Origin of the sequence: Bifidobacterium samirii (assembly GCF_003952945.1) — a bacterium.
In the GTDB taxonomy this organism is placed as follows: Bacteria; Actinomycetota; Actinomycetes; order Actinomycetales; family Bifidobacteriaceae; genus Bifidobacterium; species Bifidobacterium samirii.
In genome coordinates this window covers 1-21,803 of the sequence record NZ_QXGK01000003.1, presented here as the reverse complement: position 1 = coordinate 21,803, position 21,803 = coordinate 1, and the positions used below count along the sequence as shown (strand labels likewise).

The following is a 21,803-nucleotide window of genomic DNA, read 5'->3' as shown; positions in this document are numbered from 1 at the left end:
CCGGCGAAAACGCCCGGATTGCGTCGTCGTCTACGCCCCTGTCTACTCCCTGTTGGCGTCGCGTCCGACACGCCGAAGCGTCTCGTCGATCTCCCGCATGATCTTCCCGGGATGGGACAGCGCGCTGCCGACGCGGGCGCACCCCACGAACAGCGGCCACAGAGGCAATCGGGCGAGTTTCGGATAGTAGATGCGCACCCATTCCCGGTCGGGCAGCAATCGTCGCATCCAGTAGTCGGCCAGAAAACCGATACGGCCGGTCTTCCCGCCGCTGCGCTCGCGGTACGCGGACGCACGCCGCTGCACCTGCTTGGCGATCAGCAGGTCGGCGTTCCCGTACGTGCCGCCTCCCATGATCTCGGCCAGCATCTCGCCTTCTCGCTCCCCCAGCCGGTCCGCCCAGTCCTCGGGATGGTCGAACAGCGTGCGCGACAGCGACCATACGGTGCGTTCGAATCCGCCCATGCCCATCGCGTCCAGCGTCTCCCCCATCGCCGCCCAGTCGATGACGTCGCGGTAGCGTTCCCGCAATACGATCGTGTCGGCGAGGAACCGCAGGCCGAACCCGGTGCAGTTGTAATGCTTCCACATGTGCGCCACATGGAACAGGTATTCCTCGTCCGGAGGCAATCGATACGCGCGCCCGTCATCGCTTACGGCGAGGCTCCACGGGTTGCGGTAATGCTCCAATACGTCACGGCTGTAGAATCCGTTGGCGCTTTCCATGTCGGACATCATCGCGCGATGGAATTCGACATGCAGGCCGTCCTTGACGAATCCCAATTCACGTTCGGAATCCTTGTTCCGCGTGTATCCGAGTCCGGTCATGACATCCGTCATGATGGATTCCGCTTCGGCGGTGCGCGTCACATCCGCGGCCTTGTTTTCGACGAACGCGACCACCAGATCCTGGTCGCCCATCGAACGCAATCCCGGCTGCGGATAATAGGCGACCATATCGATGCCCTTCAACGTCAGCCATGACAATCCGTGTGCGGCGAATTGCGCGAGGAACGTGTCGCGCTCGGCGTCATAGGCGAACTGGCGGTACAGCGTCAGATCCGATTCGCGACGCCACCGGGAGAGCGTCGGCGCATCCATCGTCTCCGCCGCCTCCTCGGGCAGTCCGGCGAAGCACAGCGCTTCGATGCTCTGCGTGTGCGCCATCGCATGGATCGCCGCCCAATCCGCTGCCGTCAATCCTGCAAGCGAGCCCGCGTCGACGGTCGTGGCGCGCAGTCCGGCGGCAGACAGACGGATGATGGCATCGACGTGGATGACGGACGGCGAAATACGGCTGTCGGCGTTCATGCGCGCGGGTCCTTCCGGATTCGTGGATGATGATGCTCCTCGCATCATACCGTCCGCCCTCCATCGCAATCGCCGTCGCATTCCTTCTCCGTAATTTCCTCATGACTTCTCCGATGATTCTCAGCAGGATTCATCGCCTATTCATGCAAATTCCAATACCATGAATCCGCTATTCGCTTCCGCGGATGACAATCCTTATTGTCGCGATATTGTCTTTATAATGGCAATCGTATTGTCCGCAGGTATTCCCACGTATTAAGGATCGAATTATGGCATCTCTGCTTCAGGGTTTTGAGGAAGTCCGTCTCATCAAGCCGATCGGCAAGACCGTGATGACCGTCACCGCGTCCGCCGTGCGTTTCAACAAGGCCACCGCCGCCGCCCTCGGCTTCCCGGCGTACGTCAAGGTGCTCGTCAACGAGAACGCCAAGCAGATCGCGATCGTCCCGACCACCGCCAAGGCGGACAACGGCATCAAGTTCAGCAAGGGCGAGGACAAGCAGACCGCGTCCATCAGCGTCAAGGATGCCACCGTCATCGAGGCCGTGACCCGCTTCTTCGAGTTCGCCGAGGCCCCGGAGGGCGAGGTCGCCTACCAGTCCGTCACCGGCGAGGCCCACCAGCTCGACAAGGTCGTGATCTTCAACGTCGCCGACGCCGTCGCCGGCACGATGAAGCGCCGCGGCCGCAAGAAGGCCGCCTGATCCGTCACGCGCACCCATGACGCCTAGGCCGGTCGCCCCACGCGACCGGCCTTTTCCGTATCGACGCGATCAGCCCCGCACGTCCCGCCGAACATCCGGATTCGGCGTGGCTGCGTCTACGACATCATCGACATGTCCGGCCGGGACGAAACAGTGGAGGTCACGGTCATCCTGATGCCGACTCCGCCCTATACCACTACACTGGCCATGTACATGCACATACACGGATTGGGGAGAGCATGCGCTCGGCAGAAGAGTTGTTGGAGGAAAACGCCGCGCTGGTGACGTTGTTGCGCACTTGCCGGAAACCCGATACCTGGTGTTCCATCGCCGACCTATGCGCCCATAATCACAGTGCGGTTCGCGTGCTGGAGCACAGGATCGACCCTCGTCATGTTCATCTCGTCGACGATGACGACCATGCCGTCTCGGGCAACGACGATGTTCAGGATTCCCTGTTCCGGGATGATGAGATTCCGCCCGTTGCCGAAGAGGCCAGGAGGCTTCGTGCGGAATGGGATATCGCCCGACGTCTGGTGCGGGACTGGTCCGACAGCGGATTGGATTTTGTGTCCATCTTCGACGACCGGTATCCGCTCCGGCTACGCACGATCGTGGATATGCCGCCGTTCGTATTCGCCGATGGCCTGCTGAATCCGGAGGATTCCGCGGTTTCCGTCGTCGGATCACGTCACTGTTCCCCTGAAGGAGCGCTGTTCGCCCGCCGATGCGCTTCGATGCTGGTCGATAGGCGCATGACCGTGGTCGCGGGTCTTGCGGACGGCATCGACTCGGAGGCTCACCGTGAGGCGCTTCGGCGAGGAGGCCGTACCGTCGCTTTCATCGGCACCGGCATCAATCGCGTGTATCCGGCGACGAACCGTGACCTGCAGCGCCTGATCGCGTCACCGCAGTCCGGGGGTTTGGTGCTGTCTCAGTTCTGGCCGGATACGCCTCCGACGAAGAGCACGTTCCCGATGCGCAATGCGCTTATGTCCGGCTATGGCATGGTTTCGGTGGTCGTGGAGGCTTCGGAGTATTCCGGCACGCGGATTCAGGCCCGTCAATCGCAACGGCATGGCCGTCCGGTCATTCTGCACAGGATGGTCGTGGAACACACGGACTGGGGACGCGCTTTGGCGGGGAAGCCCGGCGTTCACGTCGTCGGTTCCGTTGACGAGGTGGAGAAGATCATCGACCGTCTGCTGAATTTCAAGCGGAATCTAGATGACCTGATAGAACAGACACCGAACCGTGACCATACCCAGTCCCCTGAAGCGAAGATGCAGGAAGGCATATGTCAATGAGTGACGCCGACATTCATCAGGAAATCGTAAATAGTGTCGGAAGGTATGCGCGCACCGTCGTCTACAGCAGCCCCGCCAAGTGCGTGTGCCCAACCTGCGGAGGACCGAAGAGCTCGCGCCCAGATCGTTGTTGGGCTTGCCAGAAGACCATCGCTGATGCAGAGGCCCAAGGCGTTCCGGAGGAGAAGCTTGCGAATCGGGTACGCCTTGGCTATTACGCCATCGAATACCGCGACCGGATGTACAAGACCGTCTTTGGCTATAAGGAGAAGTCTCCCACTTCAACCGAGTATCGGAAGACGGTCGAACTGCTTCTGCTCGACCCGCTGGTTCTTCACTTCCAGTGTCTGACTCAAGTCGCCGGTAATGTCCCGGTTTCGGCTTGGGCGACCGTGCCTTCGACCTCTTCCAGCAGACGATATGGAGAGCAGCATCCACTCAATGCCATAGTGTCGTCGATTTTCGGCCAGAAGGTTCCCGAAATCCTCTTGAACGCCGAAGAGAAGAAGAAACGACGCTTCTCAAAGTCGTTGTTCTCCGTATCCGAGGAAACCATACCGGATGACATGGCTCAGCATGTGCTGCTCATCGAGGATTCATGGGTCAGCGGCACGACGGTTCAATCCGCTGCCGCGGCTTTGAAACAGGCCGGGGCGCAGCAGGTATCCGTTTTCTGCGTCGCCAGAATTCTTGACCTGGAATACTGCACCGAAAAGCTCGATAAATCCACGGCGCAGGAGTTCCGTGAACGCGAATTCGATCAGGATGCTTGTATTTGGGGTCTGCCACCGCACCCACTGGTCTGAATGGTATCCCTCGACAGACGGATTCCCTGACGCATACCCGAATCATCGGTTCCTGACGCCGAACGGGATGTGCACGGCGGGGATGCGCAGGTCGGGACGGTCGAGGTTCGCGAGCTGGTCGTCGAAGAAGATGTGCGGGCGCAGCTCGTTGAGCACCGGCGTCTTGTCCAGCCCGCCGAGGAAGAACGCATCGTCGACCGTCAATCCCCACCGTTCGAGCGTCTGTATCGGACGCTTGTGGGCCGGCGCGTTGCGCGCGGTCACCAGCGACACCCGCAGCGTCGGATGGCCAGGAGCCTTGCAGGCGCGCGACGCATCCTGCAGCCGGTTGATGCCGGCCAGAAGCCGCTTCAACGGCCCCTCCTCGATCGGCTGGTCGGCGTAGGCGCGTTCATGCTCCGAATACCGTGCGACCGCGGTGGACGGATCCTCGACTCGCGCCTGCTGGAACACGCGCTCCGCGGAATCGCCGGCCAGAACGCCGTCGAAATCGAACGCGACGCGCAGCTCGCCGTCATCCGCGTCCGTCGCGGCATCGGCGCCATCAGTGGCGACGGCGGCATCATCGTGCGGCGTCATCGGACCATCCGACGGCCGATCCGCACTCCCCCGGACATCAGACGACGGCACGCCGGACCGCATCCCGTCGGACGGCAGCACGCAGCCGGCGGGCAGGCCCGCGGCGACGGCGGCATCCACGTCCTGCGCGTCGGCGGTGAGGAACAGCGACATGTCGAACACGGGCATGAACGAGAACGTCGACAGGCCGCTGCGGAACACGGACCGGGTGATGCCCAGCCCGTAATGTTCGATGCTGTTCATCACGCGCAACCCGGTCTTGGGGCTGTTACGCGACATGACGATCACCTCGACGCCCTCATCCGGGTCATCGAACAATTCGTTGAACCGCAGCAGCCGCGAGATGAACGGGAATGCGACGCCCGGCCGGAACGGGTCGTCGATGTGCTGCTCCTGATACGCCTCGTACGCGGCGACGCCCTCCTCGCGGAATATCCGGTCGCTATGCTCCAGATCGAACAGCGCACTCGACGCGACCCCGATCACCAGCGCCTTCCTCGCCAACGTGCTCCCCATCCGCATCCCCTTCCCATTTACGGTCATCCCGATATGACGATGCGCCCCGACCGGAGCCATGCCGTCACGGCATCGGCACCAATCGGGGCGCATCCCAGATCCGAGCCGAAGCGCTCACGTCATCATCTGCCGCCGAGCCTTCGCTCACGCCTGCGATCCGGTCTTCGATCCCTTCTTCTTGTGGCGGCGGCCCTGACGCTTGCCGTCCTTCTCGCCGTAGTAATAGTAGTAGTAGCTGTCCTTGGCCTTCTCCTGTTCGGCGAAGTTCAGCACCATGCCCACGGGTTCGATGTCGAGCGTCTCCAGCTCGTCCATCGTGGTGGTCAGGCGACGCTTCTCGACCACGCCCAGACCGGCCACCATCAGCAGCTGCGCGCCTTCCTTCGCGAACACGGCCGCATCGTTCGACACCTGCATCGGCGCCGTGTCGATGATCACATGGTCGTAGTTGTCGGCCACCTGGTGGATCAGCGCCTTCATGGCCATCGAGTTGAGCAGCACGCTCGGGTTCAGGGTCTGCTGGCCGGAGGTGAGCACGTGCAGGTTCGACTTCCAGTACTTCTGGATCGCGTCGCGCGACGACACTTCGCCGCTCACCAGATGGGTCAGGCCCACGCTGTTCTCGACGTCGAGCGACTTGGCGATGGACGGGTTGCGCACGTCGGCGTCGATCAGCAGCACCTTCGCGCCGTTCTCCGCGAACGCGACCGCCAGATTCGCGCTCGTCGTGGTCTTGCCCTCCGACGGGCTGCTCGACGTCACCACGATCACGTTCGACAGTCCTTCGCCGTTCTCCATGAACGTCAGGTTCGTGCGCAGTCGGCGCAGGTCCTCGGCTTCACGCGACGAGGCGTGGCCGACCATCACCGGCGCCTTCTCGGTGAACACCTCGCCCTGCGTCAGCGTGCCCAGGATCGGCGTCTCGTCGACGATCGCCTGCACGTCGGCCACGGTGCGCACACGGCGGTCCAGCAGGTCCTTGAGCACTGCGGCGATCACGCCCAGCACCAGTCCGCCGGCGAGGCCGACGGCCAGGTTCATCTTCACGTTCGGCGAGCTCGGGGATCCCGGCGTCCCGGCCTTCTGCACGATCGCCAGGTTCACCGGGGAGATCAGCTCGCTGCCGCCCTCGCTGTACAGCGAGCCGGTGATCTGGTCGCGCAGGCTTGCGGCGGCGGCGTTCGCGATCTTCGCCGCCATCTCCGGGTCGGCGTCGCTGACGCTCACCTTCAGCATCATCGTGTCGGTCGGGTTCGACGCGCTCACCTGCCGGGAGAGCGCCCCGACGCTCGTGTCGAGGCCCAGGTCGTCGATGACGGGCTGGAGCACCGCCTCGGTCTTGACGAGGTCCGGGTAGGTGGCGATCTGGGAGCTGATGTAGGATGCGCCCGCGTTGTACGAGTTGGCGTTGCTGCTGTCCGCGGCGGTGTTGCGGTACGTGGCGAACAGCTGTGCGGACGCCGTGTACATGGGCGTGCGGGTGAACGTGTACGCGCATACGCCCGCCACGACCACCACGAACGTGATGACCGCGGTCACCACATGCTTCTTCAGTGCGCCGAGCACGTCGATGGTGATGACGTCGTTATCGACGGATCCCGTGTTCTCCAAACCCACTCCATCCTCTTCCGGTCCGTGCCGTTCTGGCCCTTGTCGTCGCATGCCGCCCGGATGCCCCCGTTCGGATCGTCCGCGTCACGGAAACGGCCTGCGCCGGACGTTCCGACGACGCACGTCCCTGCGCATGCGACACCATGCGCCATTCTACCGGCACCGGCCGTCGAACTCTACTTCGACTGCGGCGTGGTGCGCAGAATCATCTCACTATCTCCACCCTCGGCGCTGGTGATCACGTGGAAGGTGAGCGTCATGCTTTCACCCGGTTCGAGGATCACGTTCTTCGAGCCGACGGTGAGGCCCTCATGCGTGGTGATCGCGTCGAACTGGCCGTCGCCGATGCCGCTGCCGGTCATCGTCCAGTCGGCGAGTCGTCCGCCGGCGGGCGCGTACGCGTGGATGACCGTGTCGATCTCGCCGTGCCGCGGCCGGCTGGTGTCGCCGTCCTCGTAGCCGCGGATCAGTTCGGGCAGGTTCGCCGCGGTGACCGGGTCGAGCGTGTTGGTGAGGGTGACGGTCACGGTGTATCGTTTCGCGCCGTTCGGATACGTCTTGTCGTAGGCGGCGGTGATGGTCCGGTCGAGATACCAGTCCATTTTGCCCATCGTGCCGTCGTTGAGATAGACGCCGGTGACGGGGCGCGCCGGGTCGGTTTCGAGCGCGCCGGAGATGGCCGTGTCCGCGATCTGCGTCTGTTCGTCCTCGTGCGCGCTCCACACGTACGCGTGGCCGTCGGTCACCGACTTGACGAGCGCCTTGACGAGCGCGGTGTTGTCGCCGCCGGTGGAGGCGACGATGTGGTCGAACACGCTGGATGCGGTGTCGGTGAAGAACGCGTTCTGCTCGTCCTGGCTGGTCTTGTCGAAGTAGGTTTGGTTGAGGAGGATCTGCGCGGTGGTGCCGCCGTCGAGCACGGTGCCGTCGGGCAGGGTCATGCCGCCGACCGCGCCGAGGAGGTTCTGCAGGAACACCGGGTCGACGCTGATGACGCCGTCCACGCTCTGTCCGCTGAGGCGCTGCCACATGACCGTGGCGATCTGCGCGCTTCGGGGGAAGTCGGGGGTGAAGTTGACGTCCTGCTGGAAGAACGCCATCTTGGTGCCGAACAGGGTCTTCTCGTCGGGGGTGAGGTCGGCGATGGGTTCGTCCCACTGCTGCGAGGTGGAGGTAAAGTCGCTGATGCTCACATGCCCGTCGCTGACGGTGAGCGTGCCCCACGATCCGGCGATGCCGCCGGTGGCGCGCAGTTCGGAGTTGTTCTGCACGAGCACGAGGTAGGTGCGGGTCGAGCCGCCGGCCGCCGAGCCGTCGGTCGTGCCGTCGCCGCCGGCGAGGCCGAGCATCGACGGCAGGACGTTCGCCGCGCGCGTGACGATGTCGGTGAGCGACGCGAGCTGGTCGAACCGTGTCTGTGCCTGGCTGATCATGTCGGTCAGCCTGCCGATGTGCGTGCCGCCGATCTGGCGGAATCGGTCGGCCGCGTCGGCGATGACCGTGTTGGCGGACGTGAGCCGGCCGGCGGCCTGCTGCATGCCGCCGAGCCGGATGGTGCCGTCGGCGATGCCGATGGTCGTCGGGTCGAGTTCGCCGGCCGCCTGCGTCAGGTCGGGCAGGGCGTTCGCGCTCACGTCGTGCAGGATGCTGACGACGTCGCGCACGGCGCGCACGTCGTCGCCGTAGTACGGGATGAGCGTCGCCGCCATCCAGGCGAGGTTGGACGTCTGCCGGTACGTGGCGTCGATATGCTCGCCGAATGCGCCGATGCTCGCCTTCGCGCCGTTCATGTCGCCGTTGGCGACCTGGCCGCTCAGCGTGGTCGCCGACTGCACCGCGGCCTGCACTTCCGTCTTCGCCTTCAGCGCCGATACGGCGAACCATCCTGCGAGCGCCACGACGACCGCCAGCAGCACGCCGACCCCGATGCCGATGTTCCGGCCGGTGTGCGCCGATCCGCTGCGGGCGCGCCGGGAACCATGACCGCTGCGACCGTCACGACTGCTGCGGGACGATCGCCCGCTTCGCGATCCGCGGCCGACTCCCCCATGCCGCCCATGTCGCGCCGTACCTCGACGCTCCGATCCACCCGATTCTCCATCACGACGATCTTCACCACGAAGCTCGTCCTGCCCCCACTGTCCGTCATCCAAGTTTTCGCTCATGCCGACCACTCTACCTAAGGACCGGTCATGTTCATCCATGCTGCCGCCTATACTGGCATGCAGATCAGCTGGCGCGCCACCCATCGCCTGCAAAGGTGCCGGAGCCGACTGATTCAGTTTTTCGGAAATCCATCTTGGATTGAGTAAAGGCCGGTCCCGGCTACGGGTATCGGCCTTTTACTATGCGTGTGTACGCCCAGACCGATTCATGAGCATGCACTCCCGCAGCCCACGGATGAGAGAGGACGTCATGCGCTCATTCATTATGACAAGTGTCGCTCGGACTTCGATTGGGAGGGATCGCACCTTCACAGTCAAGGACTACATCCGCGACAGGTCGGATTGGCTGTGGTATGCGGCGTTGGCGTTGCTGCCGGTCGACGGGACGGTGTTCGGGGTGCGTATGGCGTACTGGTCGCCGATCGCCCCGTTGTTGTTTCTTGCGTATGCCGTGTGCAATGGGCGTCGTTCACTCGCGCTGGTCCGACGTCATCCGGCGCTGATCGGGCTGCCGCTCGTCTGTCTGGCGGTCAGTGGGTTTGGCTGGCTGACGGTCGGCGCGCATCCGTCGCATGCGGTGCTGTCGCTGTTGGCGTTGCTGTGCGCGTCGGCGACGTTCGTCTCGTTCGCGCTGGCTTGGTCCGTCAAGCGTCTGCCGTTGCGCGCGTCGGTCTCGGTGGTTACGGCCGCGTATGGGGTGGCGTTCGCGTTCGGCGTGTTCACGTGGCTGATCCAACCGGGTCATCTGGATATCGTGTTCCTGCGCAATCCGTTGATGAATCTGTATCTGCGTCAGTATTTCGTGGTCCGTCCGCAGTTCCTGTTCGCCGAGCCGAGTTATATCGGCGTGCATGTGTTCGGCGTGCTGCTGCCGTTGTTCTGGCTGTCGCGCGACCGCCGGCTGCCATGGCTGATCGGCGTGTTCGCGCTCGGGTCGGTCGCGATGGGGTGCGGTGTGCGCATCGTGTTGGATTGCATCGTCGCCGCGGTCGTATGTCTGGTGATGATGGTCCCGTGGCGCGGGACCGTGCGTCGTCTGCGTCGCCGTCCGCGCATGATGGCCGCCGTCGTGGCGGGGTTTGTCGCGTTGTGCGGCGCGGCAGCGGCGATGATGGCCGCCCAGCCGCGCATCCGTTCGATCCTGTCGCACGGGCTGCTGTCCGGCGACGTGTCGATGAGCGCGCGTCTGTTCCGGTCTTTGGCGCCGATGGTCGCCGCGCTGCGTGATCCGTGGCATCTGCTGTTCGGGTTCGGCGCGGGCAATGTGGGCGAGGCGATGGCGCGCGGCTATGCGGAGGCGTCGGCCTGGTATACGACGCATGGCGGCATGATGACGGGCGAGATCGCGCAGTTGGCCGACCCGTATGCGCCGGTCGCGAACCGGGCGGGCAATGTGTTCACGATGGACGCATACGTGTCGTTCATCACCGAATTCGGTCTGATGCCGTTCGTCGTCGCCTGCATGCTGATCGTCCGTGCGATGGTCCGCGGATGCGCGATCCGCAGGACCTCGACCTGCGCCGACGGCGGAACCGTCAAATTCCTCTGCTGCTGGCTGCTGCTTCTTACGTACCTGTACGCCCAGTTCGAGGCCTACGCCTTCTACGCGCTCCCCCTGTTCCTCTGGTACCTGCACTATGGTCCGCAGACGATGCAGTCGGCGTGAGCTGGGCTTCCCCATCAATTCATGATTGTCATCAAACGGAAAATCTCGGTTTTCTTCGTGACGACCGGACTCCTCGCAACAAGTCCCGGAAAAGTGGCCAATTTGCCTTGCCAAAAATGAAAATATTGGCAACGTTGCCTTGCCAGGGTCTTCCACCTGCACTGTCCTGGCAGACTCTGCAGCAGCACTGACGCGACACGCCCGGAGTGCGTATACAGAACGTCCGATACCCCACAGAATCAGCCAAAAGTCGCCCCAATCCGCCGTTCCGTACCCGTAATCCGGGCGTGTCGAGACGATGGAGATGCCGATGCGGCCGCTTCCATGACGCCGCTCAGCGGGCGCGGTAGATGTCGAGGCCGTCTTCGGTGGTTTCGACCAGGTCGTAGTGGGCGTCCAGTTCGGGTTGGATCACCGGTTCGTCGAGGGCGGCCGTCGGGTTGACGATCAGGTATTCGGTGCGCGGCGTCGCGTACATGTCGCGCAGCCACGCCTTGTAGCCGTCACTGAACAGCGCCTGCCAGTCCTGCAGATTCGCCAGCGGATAGGCCGGCGTCACGTCGTACCGTTCGTAGACCACCGCCGGCAGTCCGTAGAACGCGACCGAACCGTGCGATTCACGCACCACGCGTTCCACGGCGGGATTGTCGTATGTGGGCCATCCCATCAGATGCCGGTGCTCAATCACGGCGTAGGCGCTCAGCAGTCCGAACACCAACGTGAGCACGGTGGTGTATACGATCGGCCGACGTACCAGTTCGCAGCACCAGACCATCAGTACGGGCAGAAACGGCACGGCGATGACAACATAGTGCTTGTAGGGTTCGCTTACGGCGAAGAACACGGTGAGCGTGATTCCCGCGGCCATCATGGACAACGTCAGCAGATCCCGCTGCCGGCGCAGGATGCGCAGGAGCGGCACCAGGATCATCAGCATCGGCACGCCGAGTATGAGCGCCATGTCGTAGATCTTCCCTGATGTCACCAGTCGTGTCGGGGCGTTGCTGATATGGCCCAGGTTGTAGATCAGCGTGCCGTACATGAAGTCGTCGAACGCGCCGCGGGCGGCGAAGTAAATCGCGAACGGCGCGTATAGGAGCAGCATGCCGCCGATGAACGCGAGCGCGCAGTGGGCGAGGTTGGCCCAGCGTCGGTTCGCGACCAGCCAGATGACCATCGTCAGGGTGAGGACGCATACGCCGATGGCGTTGGTGGCGCGGGTCATCAGCGAGGCGCCGCATGCGATGCCTTGGGCGAGCGCCGTCGCCGGCGCGATGCGGTCGGTCCGTCCGTCGCCGATGGCCTTCATGTCGCATACGGCCAGCCAGAGCGCCGCCGCGAGGAACGGCAGGCATACCGTTTCACACATATTCCATGACGGAATCAACAGTTCCGACAGCCACGGCAGCAATGTCCATAGGATGAGAACTCGCACCGCGATGTGCAGCGTGCGTTCGGCCAGTTCGTCGATTACGAGCCAGAGGAACAGCATGGTGACGGTGATGAGTATGGCATCGACGATCAGCACACCTACGGTGGAGCCGGTCAGCACGTATCCGACTGCGTTGGCCAGGAAGATCAGAGGCCCCTTATGATCCCAGTAGTCGACGTACGGCAGTCCGCCGTCGGCCCAGATCCTGCCCGCCAGTGCGAAGATGTCGGAATCATACGAAATCGTATGATCATGGAACAACGGTGATTCCGTGTCCGCGAGCAGCAGCGTCGACGCCACCACCAGCAGGTTCAGCAGGCCCCAGCCCGCCGATCTCACTAAAGAAGCAGCTTTTCCCCTACCGGTACGCGACCGGTCCGTCTTCACATGTTGATGCATATCAACCAGTATATTGCCAGTGCAGTATCTATTAATATAAGTTTTGAATGAATAAATTCACACACATATTTCAACTTAACTCATTTTGAAATTACCTTAAATCCTTTAAATAGATTAAGAATTTTTATAAACAAAATATGACCTATTATCCACAATCGATGAGACTGATGTCAAAAAAAGAAGTCCATCGCGTTTCCCACTCATCAACTAAACTTCGAATCTCAGTTTCCGAATAACGCCTCCCCACTTCCTCGGCAGTCAATTCACCATGTGCAATCTGATTTCTCTCTACAACAATCATATCCAACTTATCATTAATCGGCCCTAATTGTTGAAGCGCCTGACTAAGATTAAACACACGACAAAATAATTTAAGTTGACTTCTCTTCATGTACTCACCGTTGTCCGGCCAAGTATTACAAAGCAATGAGGCATCACCTTCTATCCGCCCCAAGAGATCAGGAAGTGTTCGCTCCCAAATAGTTGAACGTTTTATAGATTGATCTCGAAGTGCATTAATTTGATTAAAAATTCCAATTAGACGAAATGGCATCGTTAAATTTTTTTGTTTACCGCGGAACGTAGATGCCGTTTCAATCAATTCTTGACACAAAGACTTTACAGTCTTCTCATACGCACCAAACAGCATAACAATGACAAGGCCTCTGACACTCTTTTGCACAGTAGGAGAAATTCGTGGACTCTCATCAGATAAATCAGCGTTCGGATGCGTAGCGTTTATAAGGTCCCGTATACAGCTCATTCTATGATGAAAATCATTTTCAATCGATTCCAAGTTAACATTTCTCATGCGCTCAAGAACCCATCCCTCGACAACTCAATCCTGCGACGAACTTTGACAGCAGAGTTAGTTGCACCAATTACTGAATTAACAAATTCACGGCTCTCCATCCAGCATTGATCATTCGATGGCTCCAGACGAGAATTTTTCTTAAGAGCTAAAGCAGCCCCCACAGAGACTCCTTCGTAGAAATTAACTGGAGTTGTCGACCTAGAACGAGTGAGTCCATTCGGAAAGCATTCTGCAAGAAAATCAAAAGTTCTCTTAAAAAGTAAAGTTTTTTCTTCTAGCAAATCCACATGAGAAGAGGCGAAATCAGTATATGAATTGAGGAAATCTTTCACAGAGTGATTAAATTCCTTATATCTATCATAAAAAGCAAAGAAACGAAGTACATATTCCTCTCTCGTACCGTCCTTCTCCTTTACCAAGGGCAATTTAACAACTTCTCTAAAGGGCCCATACTGCGATAGATCCTGCAGCATATCCATAAAATCTCCGCGGAAAATGCATTCCCGCACTTCTTGTGGAGTTAGAGTCACGCCACCAGTATTCAATCTCTCAAATAAATCAAAACGAACTTGCTTGTCGCTTTTATCATTAAGCACAGTAATCTTCACCGGCCTGTCAAGAAACAAGTCGGCCGTATCTTTAGGTAGTTCATCAAAGGTTAAATCATTAATTGATTTAAGTTTTTGCAGACCTTGAATCTTTAATGGTTCCTTGCTGAGTCCAGCATCAATGCGCTGTGTTTCCGTCCCCGCGAACGATACAAGAGATAAGGTTCTCTGCAAGCCATCTACAATTTCCCATTGCATGCCATCATTCTCATTTAAATTTGTTGCCATAAACAAATTAGGGATTGGGATACCCAAAAGCAAAGACTCAATTAACGCCGACTGTCTCTCCGCATTCCATCGAAATTGTCTTTGATAGGAAGGAGCTATTTCAATTCTTTTAGAAGAAACTCGTCTAATTACTTCATCAACAGTTAAGTCATAGTTATCAAAATCCACCTTTCTCCGCTGTTGCAACAACTCTTCACGTATCTCCGATTGATTCATCACCGACATCCTTAATCCGTTTCATAAATAGTGACCATTAGATTTTATCACATATTTTCAAGAATAAACAATTATATATTTTATACAAACAAGTGGGGCACTTCCGCCTGAAGGATTATCGGTATCCGTTCTTCTTGGAAAGGGCAAGTTCCGTTCTCTCATGAGCAGCTATCCTCAGATTCCAAAGTCTGATATGGAATTCCCGACGATTGGGAGAATTCACCGCTATGGCGATAAGAAATTCTGCTGGTTCTCTCCCACCCCAGCTAGGAGCAAACAGAATCAGCAGAACGCTTTCATAAGCGCAATAGATGACAATCTTAGCTATCGAGTGGAACCGCTGCTATTTTGCGGCTCATGATGAAGCGCGGCACTAATATTCTTGATTCGCTGCAACAAGTCGTCATAAGTCATAATTTCCACTATGTTTTTATACTGTCTCTTAATTAGTTCAAAGTCATTCTTCTGCCGTTCATTAAAATCCTTGCTTCTCCCCAAGAGCAGAAGACCTTGAGGATTCAAAATCTTGACTTCAATCGCATCAGGTAGAAAATCATACATCTGCTCACAAAGCTTTTTCTTACCAGTTTTTTCTAATGCGTTGAGACATTGGAGATACTTCTCCATTTGCTGCACTGCGCCAGCGAGTTCACGTACAGGTATATAATTATTACGATATGAAGGTTGTTCAGTCAGAATTTTGACATTCGCTTTTTTAATTTCCAGTACATCGAGATATCCATTTGCATCAACCAAAACAAAATCTGGGCGCTTGTCATTACGGTCCACCCCATCAATTCTCACTTCACGAATACCAGCAATATACTTAGGATAAAGAAGTCGCAGAATGCTATACACCTTCTCCTGCCACTCTTCTTCACTCACAACTTCTTCTTGGCTTAAGATATTTTCGAATTCTTCTTGAATCTCATCAATTCGATCACGTTCATCATCAAGTCTTTTTTGAAACAATGTTTTTTTACGAGAGAATCTATCTGACAGAGCTTTATTTTTTCTTCTCAAGATAGCATCAAACTTTTCTTCATGGTAATTTACCAGCGGGAAAAACTCCTCAACAATAGAAGCAATTCGAGCATTTACATAGCGATTTAACTCAGCTGTTTTAGGAAAGTTCTTAATTAAAAACTCATAGTCATTCTTTGGAATGCAACACTCCTTTGCGCTCCCACCTATATATACGTCAGAGTTTATAACTCTATCAATTTTAGGGAGAATACAAACATTCCGAGAAGCAACAAAATGACGTTCATACAGATTGAAAGAATTTGAGAAATAGAAATCATGATCAACACCAAAGACATCTTTATCTATTCTAGTATATTCCACACCCACCTCACCAACACAGAAAAGCAATTCATCAGCATCATCTGAATATATAATATGCTTCTCGGTAATATGGAAACATGTTTTGATGTGCCAGACACCTTCGTCTCTTAATTTATCGAGAATTTCTTCAGCTGTCATGAATTCTGGCCAATAAATTAAAACCAACTTATCATCTCTGCGTTCAAAACGAATAGTCATATCAACCTCACCAATTGATAATATAATATCCAATACGACTTGCTTTGCGCCACCTTCTTAGCGAGATAAAACAAACCAAGTCACGTTGATTGAAACTACATGAATTGCGAAATTTGTTCCAACCATTGTCGAACAAGATCACTCGCATCACTCGCCAGACCGTTAATCATTGATGTTCCAATTGGGGCAATGATTCTTTTTATCAATCGCAAAAGTCCACAAATCTTCCCCCCGTATCCGGTGTTGGCGAATCGATCTCGGTAATTGTTTCCTGAATAGACTCGCGTAGTTCTTGATCATCTTCAGCAGGTAACTCCAGATTATCCAACTTAGTCAAGATGTCCTGCAGGATATCTTTTAGCTCCTCGGAATCATCACTACCAATACGAATAGTCCGTTCCTGATGTACATTCTGTCCGCTCAACGCAATCTACGCATTATCTCCAGCATTAATGGTGATAGTATTATTAGAAGCCGCAAATGATGTTTCACCTATCATAGTCGGTTCCGCATATAGAGGAATAGTTACCGGCTTTTTATTAATTTCTTTTTGAATTTCTTCACGCATTTTCCGAATCGCATTCTTATTGATTTTGAATGATGATGACATTCATCCACCTTTGATATCGGTTTACCAAATTATACTTACTATCTCGAGCACCTCATTAATCAGAATTGCTCAAGAAAGTAAAATATAATAAATAATGTTACTCCAACTCCAATTCGAGGTGACAGTGTTTTGTTGGACTTTGTTGTCTGAGCAGTCGTTTGTCAGTGTCGTGGATAGCACTCAGACGACGAACCACAGCCGGACACGCCTGTCCATGATGTTCATGCTCAGCCTTGATGTGGCTCCCTTGTACCAGACTATGTACTCGTCCAGAATCACCAAGAGCCCGTAAATGCTCACGCCTCAGAAACTCCTCTTTGTTTTATCAAGTCGGTGTTTTTCGTTAAGGATGGCGATGTTTTACTGGACTCCATTGTCTGGCGCTAAGAATATTCGCATCAAGACCGAGCATGAATCGGCCTCATAGCCGGACCATCGGTCCCAGACTAATCGCACGAACGTATACGATATCGGGTTGAGCAATTCCGGAAACAACAAAGTTCAGACACAAGCCCCCCCCCGCTGAATAGACACACTCTAAAATGGCTTACCATTATGTCTGCTGCGAGATAGAGCGTCGTATGGAATTACACTACGGCAGTCGGTCTTCTCAATCTTCCATTGTCCCAATGGAAAACGTAGCGGGCAACAGCACCTTCGCAAGAAGCGGTTACAAAAATCGATGATGACGGCACCCGGGAACCATCTCCACATCTTAATCGTTACCTTTGGAAGGCGAACATGATTCTCAATCTCACCAGAATCAGAGACTTCAACAAGCCACGCATTCGCTACCGGACGACGCAACGCAACAGATAAGGAAAAAGATTGCACGACAAATTTCACAGAGTCGTTCTCTTCGAACCGAACGATATGACGTAACGGTTCTCCATCTTCGGTAACACGATTGCAATACCGTTTCAACCAGTTTGCTCGAGGTTGAGGCCAATCAGTCGTTTCGATAATTTTAGCGTCATAAAGAACGAAACCAAAAGCCGGCCGCACGGCAATATCAATTCGCAGACGATTCAATACTGAATCCCATACCAGTCCATGATCATCCCATTCAATGTTCAACACAGCTGGAGGCAGTACCGTCTCCGCTCTGAATATCTGCCACCCCATACCAATCGCTGATATGAGAGCGAGCAACAGAGTGACAGCTTCCCACCAGCTCATCGAACTTGTTTCAACACACGTCATACTTATAATTGTATAAAAGGGGCTTCATTTTCATCTCTTATGATGGATGCTATATGACAGCCGCCAAATAGCATCCATCTCCTATATCTAATAATGGTTGGAGACGAGGACCACTCGGCCTTCGGCAACATCGCGCAGGTGCTGACCATATGGGGACTTGCCGTACCGGTCGGCGGACTGCAGCAGCGCTTCACGGTCGATCCAGCCGTTCTCGAACGCAATCTCCTCCACTACCGCGATCGGCAGGCCCTGGGCGCGCTGCACGGTGCGCACGAACTCGCCCGCCTCGTACAGCGAGTCCATCGTGCCGGTGTCCAGCCACGCGTAGCCGCGGCCCAGCGTACGCACGTTCAGGGACCCGTCATCCAGATACATCTGGTTGAGGTCGGTGATCTCCAGTTCTCCACGCGCGGAGGGCTTCACCTGCTTGGCGAATTCGACAACGCGGTTGTCGTAGAAGTACAGGCCCGTCACCGCGTAATGGGATTTCGGCTCGGCGGGCTTCTCCTCGATCGACACGGCCTTGTTGTCAGCGTCAAACTCCACCACGCCGTAGCGTTCCGGATCGTCCACATAGTAGCCGAACACGCTCGATCCTCCGTGTTCAGCGCGGTCAGCCGCCTTACGCAAGGTCGTGCCAAGGCCATTGCCGTAGAAGATGTTATCGCCCAGCACCAGTGCGCACGGCTCGCCGTCAATGAACTCCTCGCCCAGCAGGAACGCCTGCGCCAGACCGTCGGGAGAAGGCTGCACGACATAGCTGAAGTGCACGCCATATGCCGAACCATCGCCAAGGAGCCGTTCAAAGTTCGGCAAATCCTTCGGCGTGCTGATAATCAAAATGTCACGAATACCCGCGAGCATGAGTACGCTCAGCGGGTAGTAAATCATCGGCTTGTCGTACACCGGTAGCAGCTGCTTCGACGTGACCGTCGTCAACGGGTACAGCCTCGTGCCCGAACCACCGGCGAGAATAATGCCCTTCATAATCGGAACGCCTTCCTATATATACACATTTGACAAGCAAACAAGTCCCAGCTTACCCGCATATCCTCTCACATGCAGCAGCGCCCACGCCCAACCACTCCCCTAATACGCAATACGTGACAGACAACACGACGCTCCCGCCCGTTACCATGTTTGGTAGGTCCGATAGTCGGGACCTGGTCGCCGGTTCCAGTATGACTTTCCTATCCTATTGTTGATGATCCGGAGGGACGTTGTCGTCAGTGGCTCCTGCATGCAGGTCACTCTGTTCATAATGGTGGGGCGCCGCACACTATCTGCGCGACGCCCCACCACAGTCCGTCAAGAACACGGACCGTTACCTACTACTTGCCCAGCTCCTGCTTCACGTAGGCGCTGAGGGTTTCCTCCCAGTCCGCGGGCGTGTAACCGGTCGACCCGATCTTCGACAGGTCCAGCGCGGAATGCGTGGGGCGCGGGCTCACCGGGTTCTTCGCGTTCGCGAAGTACTCCGCGGTGCTGATCGGCTTCACCCGGTCGCCGTTCCCGTTCGTCAGGTCGAACACCTCGGCCGCGATCTCGGCCCAGCTCCTCACCGCGCCCGAACCGGTCAGGTTGTACGTGCCGTACGGGGCGCGGCTGTCCAGCAGATGGAAGATGGCCTCGGCCATGTCCTTGGTGAACGTGAGTCGGCCGTACTGGTCGTCCACCACGGTCACCTGCTCGAGAGCGTCCTGCGGGTCCGCGACACGGTCCGACAGCGTCATCATGGTCCTCACGAAGTTGCGGCCCTCGCCGATCACCCAGCTCGAACGCACGATGTAATGCTCCGGCGCGTTCGCCACCGCGATGTCGCCCGCCGCCTTGGTCTGCCCGTACACGCCCAGCGGGGAGAACGCCTCGCCCTCCGCATGCTCCCCGGCGGTCCCGTCGAACACGTAGTCCGAGCTCACATGCACCAGCGTGATGTGATGCTCCGCCGCCACGCGCGCCAGCAGGGCCGGGCCCTGCGCGTTCGCCTTCCACGCCGCCGCACGCCCCTCGGGGGTCTCGGCCAGGTCGACCGCGGTGTAGGCGCCCGCGTTGATGATGGTCCCGTACAGACTCCAGTCATACCGGTCGTAGGCAGTCGGGTCGGAAAAGTCGAACCCGTCGATGTCCGTGTACTCGAACCCCTCCAGACCATGCGCCTCCGCGTACGCGCGGATCGCACGGCCCAATTGTCCGTTGCAGCCGGTCACCAGCGTGCGCTTCGGCGCCATCGGACGCGCGTCCCTGAGCATCGGGTGACGCGTGTCCGCGTCGCTCAGCTCGCACTCGTCCAACGGGATCGGCCACCCGATCGCCAGATCCGGGTCCGCGAGGTTCACGAACGTGTACGAGCCCTTCTGCTCCAGACTCCAATGCGCGTTCACCAGATACGTGTACGCGGTACCATCCTCCAACGCCTGGAAGCTGTTGCCCACGCCACGCGGCACGAAGATCGCCTTCGACGGGTCCAGCACCGTGGTGTACACCTGGCCGAAGCTCTCGCCCGGACGCAGGTCCACCCACGCGCCGAACACCGAACCCGCCGCGATGCTGATGTACTTGTCCCACGGCTCCGCATGGATGCCGCGCGTCACGCCCTTCGACGCATTGAAGCTGATGTTGTTCTGCACCGGACCGAAATCCGGCAGACCCAGTCCGGTCATCTTCGCGCGCTGCCAGTTCTCCTTGAACCAGCCACGATTGTCACCATGCACCGGCAGATCGAACACCAGCAGACCCGGAATATTCGTCTCCGTAACCTTCAGTTCCTTACCGAACTCCATACCAGTCACCTCCATCACGAACGGCTCCCCCGGACGCCACGGTCCGGAGGAGCCACACCCCTGTTTCAGCGGCAGCCGCTCACTGGCCCTGCCGCTTGTACTTCGCCTCGGTCGCGGCCTTGGCCGGCTCCCACCACGCACGGTTATTCACGTACCAGTCGATCGTCCCGCGGATGCCCGCCTGGAAATCCGTATGCGACGGGGTCCAGCCCAGCTCGCGGCGCAGCTTCGTCGCGTCGATGGCGTACCTGCGGTCATGGCCCGGACGGTCCTTGACCCAGTCGAAGTCGTCCGGATCCCTGCCCATCACGGTCAGGATGTCACGAAGCACGGTCAGATTGTTGCGCTCGCCGTCCGCGCCGATCAGATACGTCTCGCCCAACCGGCCTCGGGTCAGGATCGTCCACACGGCCGAGCTGTGGTCCTCGGTATGGATCCAGTCGCGCACGTTCAGACCGTCCCCGTACAGCTTCGGACGCTGGCCCTCGAGGATGTTCGTGATCTGACGCGGGATGAACTTCTCCACATGCTGGAACGGACCGTAGTTGTTCGAGCAGTTGCTGATCGTCATGCGCACCCCGAACGTGCGGTGCCACGCGCGCACCAGCAGGTCCGAGCTCGCCTTCGTGCTCGAATACGGGCTGGACGGACGGTACGGGGTCTCCTCCGTGAACCTCGCCGGATCGTCCAGGGCGAGGTCGCCGTACACCTCGTCCGTGCTCACGTGATGATAGCGCACCCCGTACTTGCGCGCGGCCTCCAGAAGCCGGTACGTGCCCTCCACGTTCGTACGCAGGAACGGCTCCGGGTTCGCAATCGAGTTGTCGTTGTGCGACTCGGCCGCGTAGTGCACGATCGCGTCATGACCCGGGACCAGACGGTCCAGGAGCTCAGCGTCGCAGATGTCGCCGTGCACGAACTCCACACGATCCCCAAGGATCCCACGGATGTTCTCCAGATTGCCCGCATACGTCAGCGCGTCCAACACGGTGACATGCACGTCGGGATGGTTGTCATACACGTAGTGAACGAAGTTCGACCCGATGAAACCACAGCCACCGGTCACAATGATGTTCCTCGGAGAGAAAAAATCTTCAGCCATAACTTTATCCTAATCTTGTGCGCTCACATTTCATGATTGAATTCTAATCATGCCATATAAGCTTGTCTGTATACGCGACGTGCCTCACGTTTTTTGAGCGCGTAGGGTGTGGTGGTGCCTCATCGGGAATGAGCGCGAACGGTATCGGTCCTGTTTGGCTTGTCTTATGGAAGACAGGATCAGCATGGCGACGAAGCGGCA

Annotated in this window: 18 protein-coding genes; 4 read left to right on the top strand and 14 right to left on the bottom strand. The window is 57.6% G+C overall.

Annotated elements, in window-relative coordinates; all coding sequences use genetic code 11:
• Positions 1–42: 42 nt before the first annotated feature.
• Entirely contained in the window at positions 43–1,311 is a 1,269-nt protein-coding gene (locus D2E24_RS02210) for a nucleotidyltransferase domain-containing protein (protein ID WP_164520964.1), read from the bottom strand.
• Between the two features lie 269 nt (positions 1,312–1,580).
• On the opposite strand from D2E24_RS02210, the gene D2E24_RS02205 reads away from it, so the two are divergent.
• The 3 genes from D2E24_RS02205 (at position 1,581) to D2E24_RS02195 (ending at position 4,128) form a co-directional block, all read left to right on the top strand.
• The gene (locus D2E24_RS02205; protein ID WP_125967706.1) at positions 1,581–2,015 is read left to right on the top strand and encodes a hypothetical protein; all 435 of its coding nucleotides are present in this window, start codon (positions 1,581–1,583) and stop codon (positions 2,013–2,015) included.
• 239 nt (positions 2,016–2,254) lie between these two features.
• A complete protein-coding gene (locus tag D2E24_RS02200) occupies positions 2,255–3,322 on the top strand; it encodes a DNA-processing protein DprA (protein ID WP_125967705.1) in 1,068 nt (355 codons plus the stop codon).
• A complete protein-coding gene (locus D2E24_RS02195) occupies positions 3,319–4,128 on the top strand; it encodes a hypothetical protein (RefSeq protein ID WP_125967704.1) in 810 nt (269 codons plus the stop codon). Before D2E24_RS02200 ends, D2E24_RS02195 begins: the two co-directional genes overlap by 4 nt.
• A 42-nt stretch (positions 4,129–4,170) precedes the next feature.
• Here the strand turns inward: D2E24_RS02195 and D2E24_RS02190 are convergent, their stop codons facing one another.
• The 3 genes from D2E24_RS02190 to D2E24_RS02180 all read right to left on the bottom strand — a co-directional run bounded on the left by D2E24_RS02190 (position 4,171) and on the right by D2E24_RS02180 (position 8,750).
• Positions 4,171–5,223, bottom strand: a complete 1,053-nt coding sequence (locus D2E24_RS02190) for a 5'-nucleotidase (RefSeq protein ID WP_125967703.1) — start codon at positions 5,221–5,223, stop codon at positions 4,171–4,173.
• 144 nt (positions 5,224–5,367) lie between these two features.
• Positions 5,368–6,840, bottom strand: a complete 1,473-nt coding sequence (locus tag D2E24_RS02185) for a tyrosine-protein kinase domain-containing protein (RefSeq protein WP_420897464.1) — start codon at positions 6,838–6,840, stop codon at positions 5,368–5,370.
• Positions 6,841–7,010: 170 nt separating this feature from the next.
• On the bottom strand, positions 7,011–8,750 hold the full coding sequence (locus D2E24_RS02180; protein WP_241222813.1) for a DUF4012 domain-containing protein: 1,740 nt from the start codon (positions 8,748–8,750) through the stop codon (positions 7,011–7,013).
• A 457-nt stretch (positions 8,751–9,207) separates the two neighbouring features.
• Between D2E24_RS02180 and D2E24_RS02175 the strand changes: the two genes are divergently transcribed.
• Entirely contained in the window at positions 9,208–10,665 is a 1,458-nt protein-coding gene (locus D2E24_RS02175; RefSeq protein ID WP_164520963.1) for a hypothetical protein, read from the top strand.
• A 334-nt stretch (positions 10,666–10,999) separates the two neighbouring features.
• Here the strand turns inward: D2E24_RS02175 and D2E24_RS02170 are convergent, their stop codons facing one another.
• The 10 genes from D2E24_RS02170 to rfbB form a co-directional block, all read right to left on the bottom strand.
• Positions 11,000–12,436: a glycosyltransferase family protein gene (locus D2E24_RS02170; RefSeq protein ID WP_125967699.1), complete on the bottom strand. Its 1,437-nt coding sequence runs from the start codon at positions 12,434–12,436 to the stop codon at positions 11,000–11,002.
• 205 nt (positions 12,437–12,641) lie between these two features.
• A complete protein-coding gene (locus D2E24_RS02165) occupies positions 12,642–13,292 on the bottom strand; it encodes a HEPN domain-containing protein (RefSeq protein WP_125967698.1) in 651 nt (216 codons plus the stop codon).
• An 11-nt stretch (positions 13,293–13,303) separates the two neighbouring features.
• Positions 13,304–14,362: a GmrSD restriction endonuclease domain-containing protein gene (locus D2E24_RS02160; RefSeq protein ID WP_164520962.1), complete on the bottom strand. Its 1,059-nt coding sequence runs from the start codon at positions 14,360–14,362 to the stop codon at positions 13,304–13,306.
• A 324-nt stretch (positions 14,363–14,686) separates the two neighbouring features.
• Positions 14,687–15,907, bottom strand: coding sequence for a Shedu immune nuclease family protein (locus tag D2E24_RS02155; protein WP_125967696.1), 1,221 nt, complete (start codon positions 15,905–15,907; stop codon positions 14,687–14,689).
• A gap of 202 nt (positions 15,908–16,109) precedes the next feature.
• Positions 16,110–16,331 (bottom strand): hypothetical protein, encoded by a 222-nt coding sequence (locus D2E24_RS10540; RefSeq protein ID WP_241222812.1) that lies wholly within the window; start codon positions 16,329–16,331, stop codon positions 16,110–16,112.
• 6 nt (positions 16,332–16,337) lie between these two features.
• Positions 16,338–16,517, bottom strand: coding sequence for a hypothetical protein (locus D2E24_RS10535; RefSeq protein ID WP_241222811.1), 180 nt, complete (start codon positions 16,515–16,517; stop codon positions 16,338–16,340).
• 537 nt (positions 16,518–17,054) lie between these two features.
• The gene (locus D2E24_RS02145; RefSeq protein ID WP_125967695.1) at positions 17,055–17,720 is read right to left on the bottom strand and encodes a hypothetical protein; all 666 of its coding nucleotides are present in this window, start codon (positions 17,718–17,720) and stop codon (positions 17,055–17,057) included.
• An 87-nt stretch (positions 17,721–17,807) separates the two neighbouring features.
• Complete coding sequence (gene rfbA / locus D2E24_RS02140; RefSeq protein ID WP_125967694.1) at positions 17,808–18,707, bottom strand: glucose-1-phosphate thymidylyltransferase RfbA; 900 nt, start codon at positions 18,705–18,707, stop codon at positions 17,808–17,810.
• A 344-nt stretch (positions 18,708–19,051) separates the two neighbouring features.
• On the bottom strand, positions 19,052–20,500 hold the full coding sequence (locus D2E24_RS02135; RefSeq protein WP_125967693.1) for a sugar nucleotide-binding protein: 1,449 nt from the start codon (positions 20,498–20,500) through the stop codon (positions 19,052–19,054).
• A gap of 79 nt (positions 20,501–20,579) precedes the next feature.
• Positions 20,580–21,602: a dTDP-glucose 4,6-dehydratase gene (gene rfbB, locus D2E24_RS02130; protein WP_125967692.1), complete on the bottom strand. Its 1,023-nt coding sequence runs from the start codon at positions 21,600–21,602 to the stop codon at positions 20,580–20,582.
• Between the last annotated feature and the right edge of the window lie 201 nt (positions 21,603–21,803).

Bases quoted from the DNA above. Each gene is read 5' to 3' on its own strand.
- D2E24_RS02200 (WP_125967705.1), top strand. From the start codon at position 2,255: ATGCGCTCGGCAGAAGAGTTGTTGGAGGAAAACGCCGCGCTGGTGACG.
- D2E24_RS10535 (WP_241222811.1), bottom strand. From the start codon at position 16,517: ATGTCATCATCATTCAAAATCAATAAGAATGCGATTCGGAAAATGCGT.
- D2E24_RS02145 (WP_125967695.1), bottom strand. From the start codon at position 17,720: ATGACGTGTGTTGAAACAAGTTCGATGAGCTGGTGGGAAGCTGTCACT.
- D2E24_RS02190 (WP_125967703.1), bottom strand. From the start codon at position 5,223: ATGGGGAGCACGTTGGCGAGGAAGGCGCTGGTGATCGGGGTCGCGTCG.
- D2E24_RS02135 (WP_125967693.1), bottom strand. From the start codon at position 20,500: ATGGAGTTCGGTAAGGAACTGAAGGTTACGGAGACGAATATTCCGGGT.
- D2E24_RS02205 (WP_125967706.1), top strand. From the start codon at position 1,581: ATGGCATCTCTGCTTCAGGGTTTTGAGGAAGTCCGTCTCATCAAGCCG.
- D2E24_RS02160 (WP_164520962.1), bottom strand. From the start codon at position 14,362: ATGAATCAATCGGAGATACGTGAAGAGTTGTTGCAACAGCGGAGAAAG.
- D2E24_RS02210 (WP_164520964.1), bottom strand. From the start codon at position 1,311: ATGAACGCCGACAGCCGTATTTCGCCGTCCGTCATCCACGTCGATGCC.
- D2E24_RS02155 (WP_125967696.1), bottom strand. From the start codon at position 15,907: ATGACTATTCGTTTTGAACGCAGAGATGATAAGTTGGTTTTAATTTAT.
- rfbB (WP_125967692.1), bottom strand. From the start codon at position 21,602: ATGGCTGAAGATTTTTTCTCTCCGAGGAACATCATTGTGACCGGTGGC.
- D2E24_RS02175 (WP_164520963.1), top strand. From the start codon at position 9,208: ATGAGCATGCACTCCCGCAGCCCACGGATGAGAGAGGACGTCATGCGC.
- D2E24_RS02195 (WP_125967704.1), top strand. From the start codon at position 3,319: ATGAGTGACGCCGACATTCATCAGGAAATCGTAAATAGTGTCGGAAGG.
- rfbA (WP_125967694.1), bottom strand. From the start codon at position 18,707: ATGAAGGGCATTATTCTCGCCGGTGGTTCGGGCACGAGGCTGTACCCG.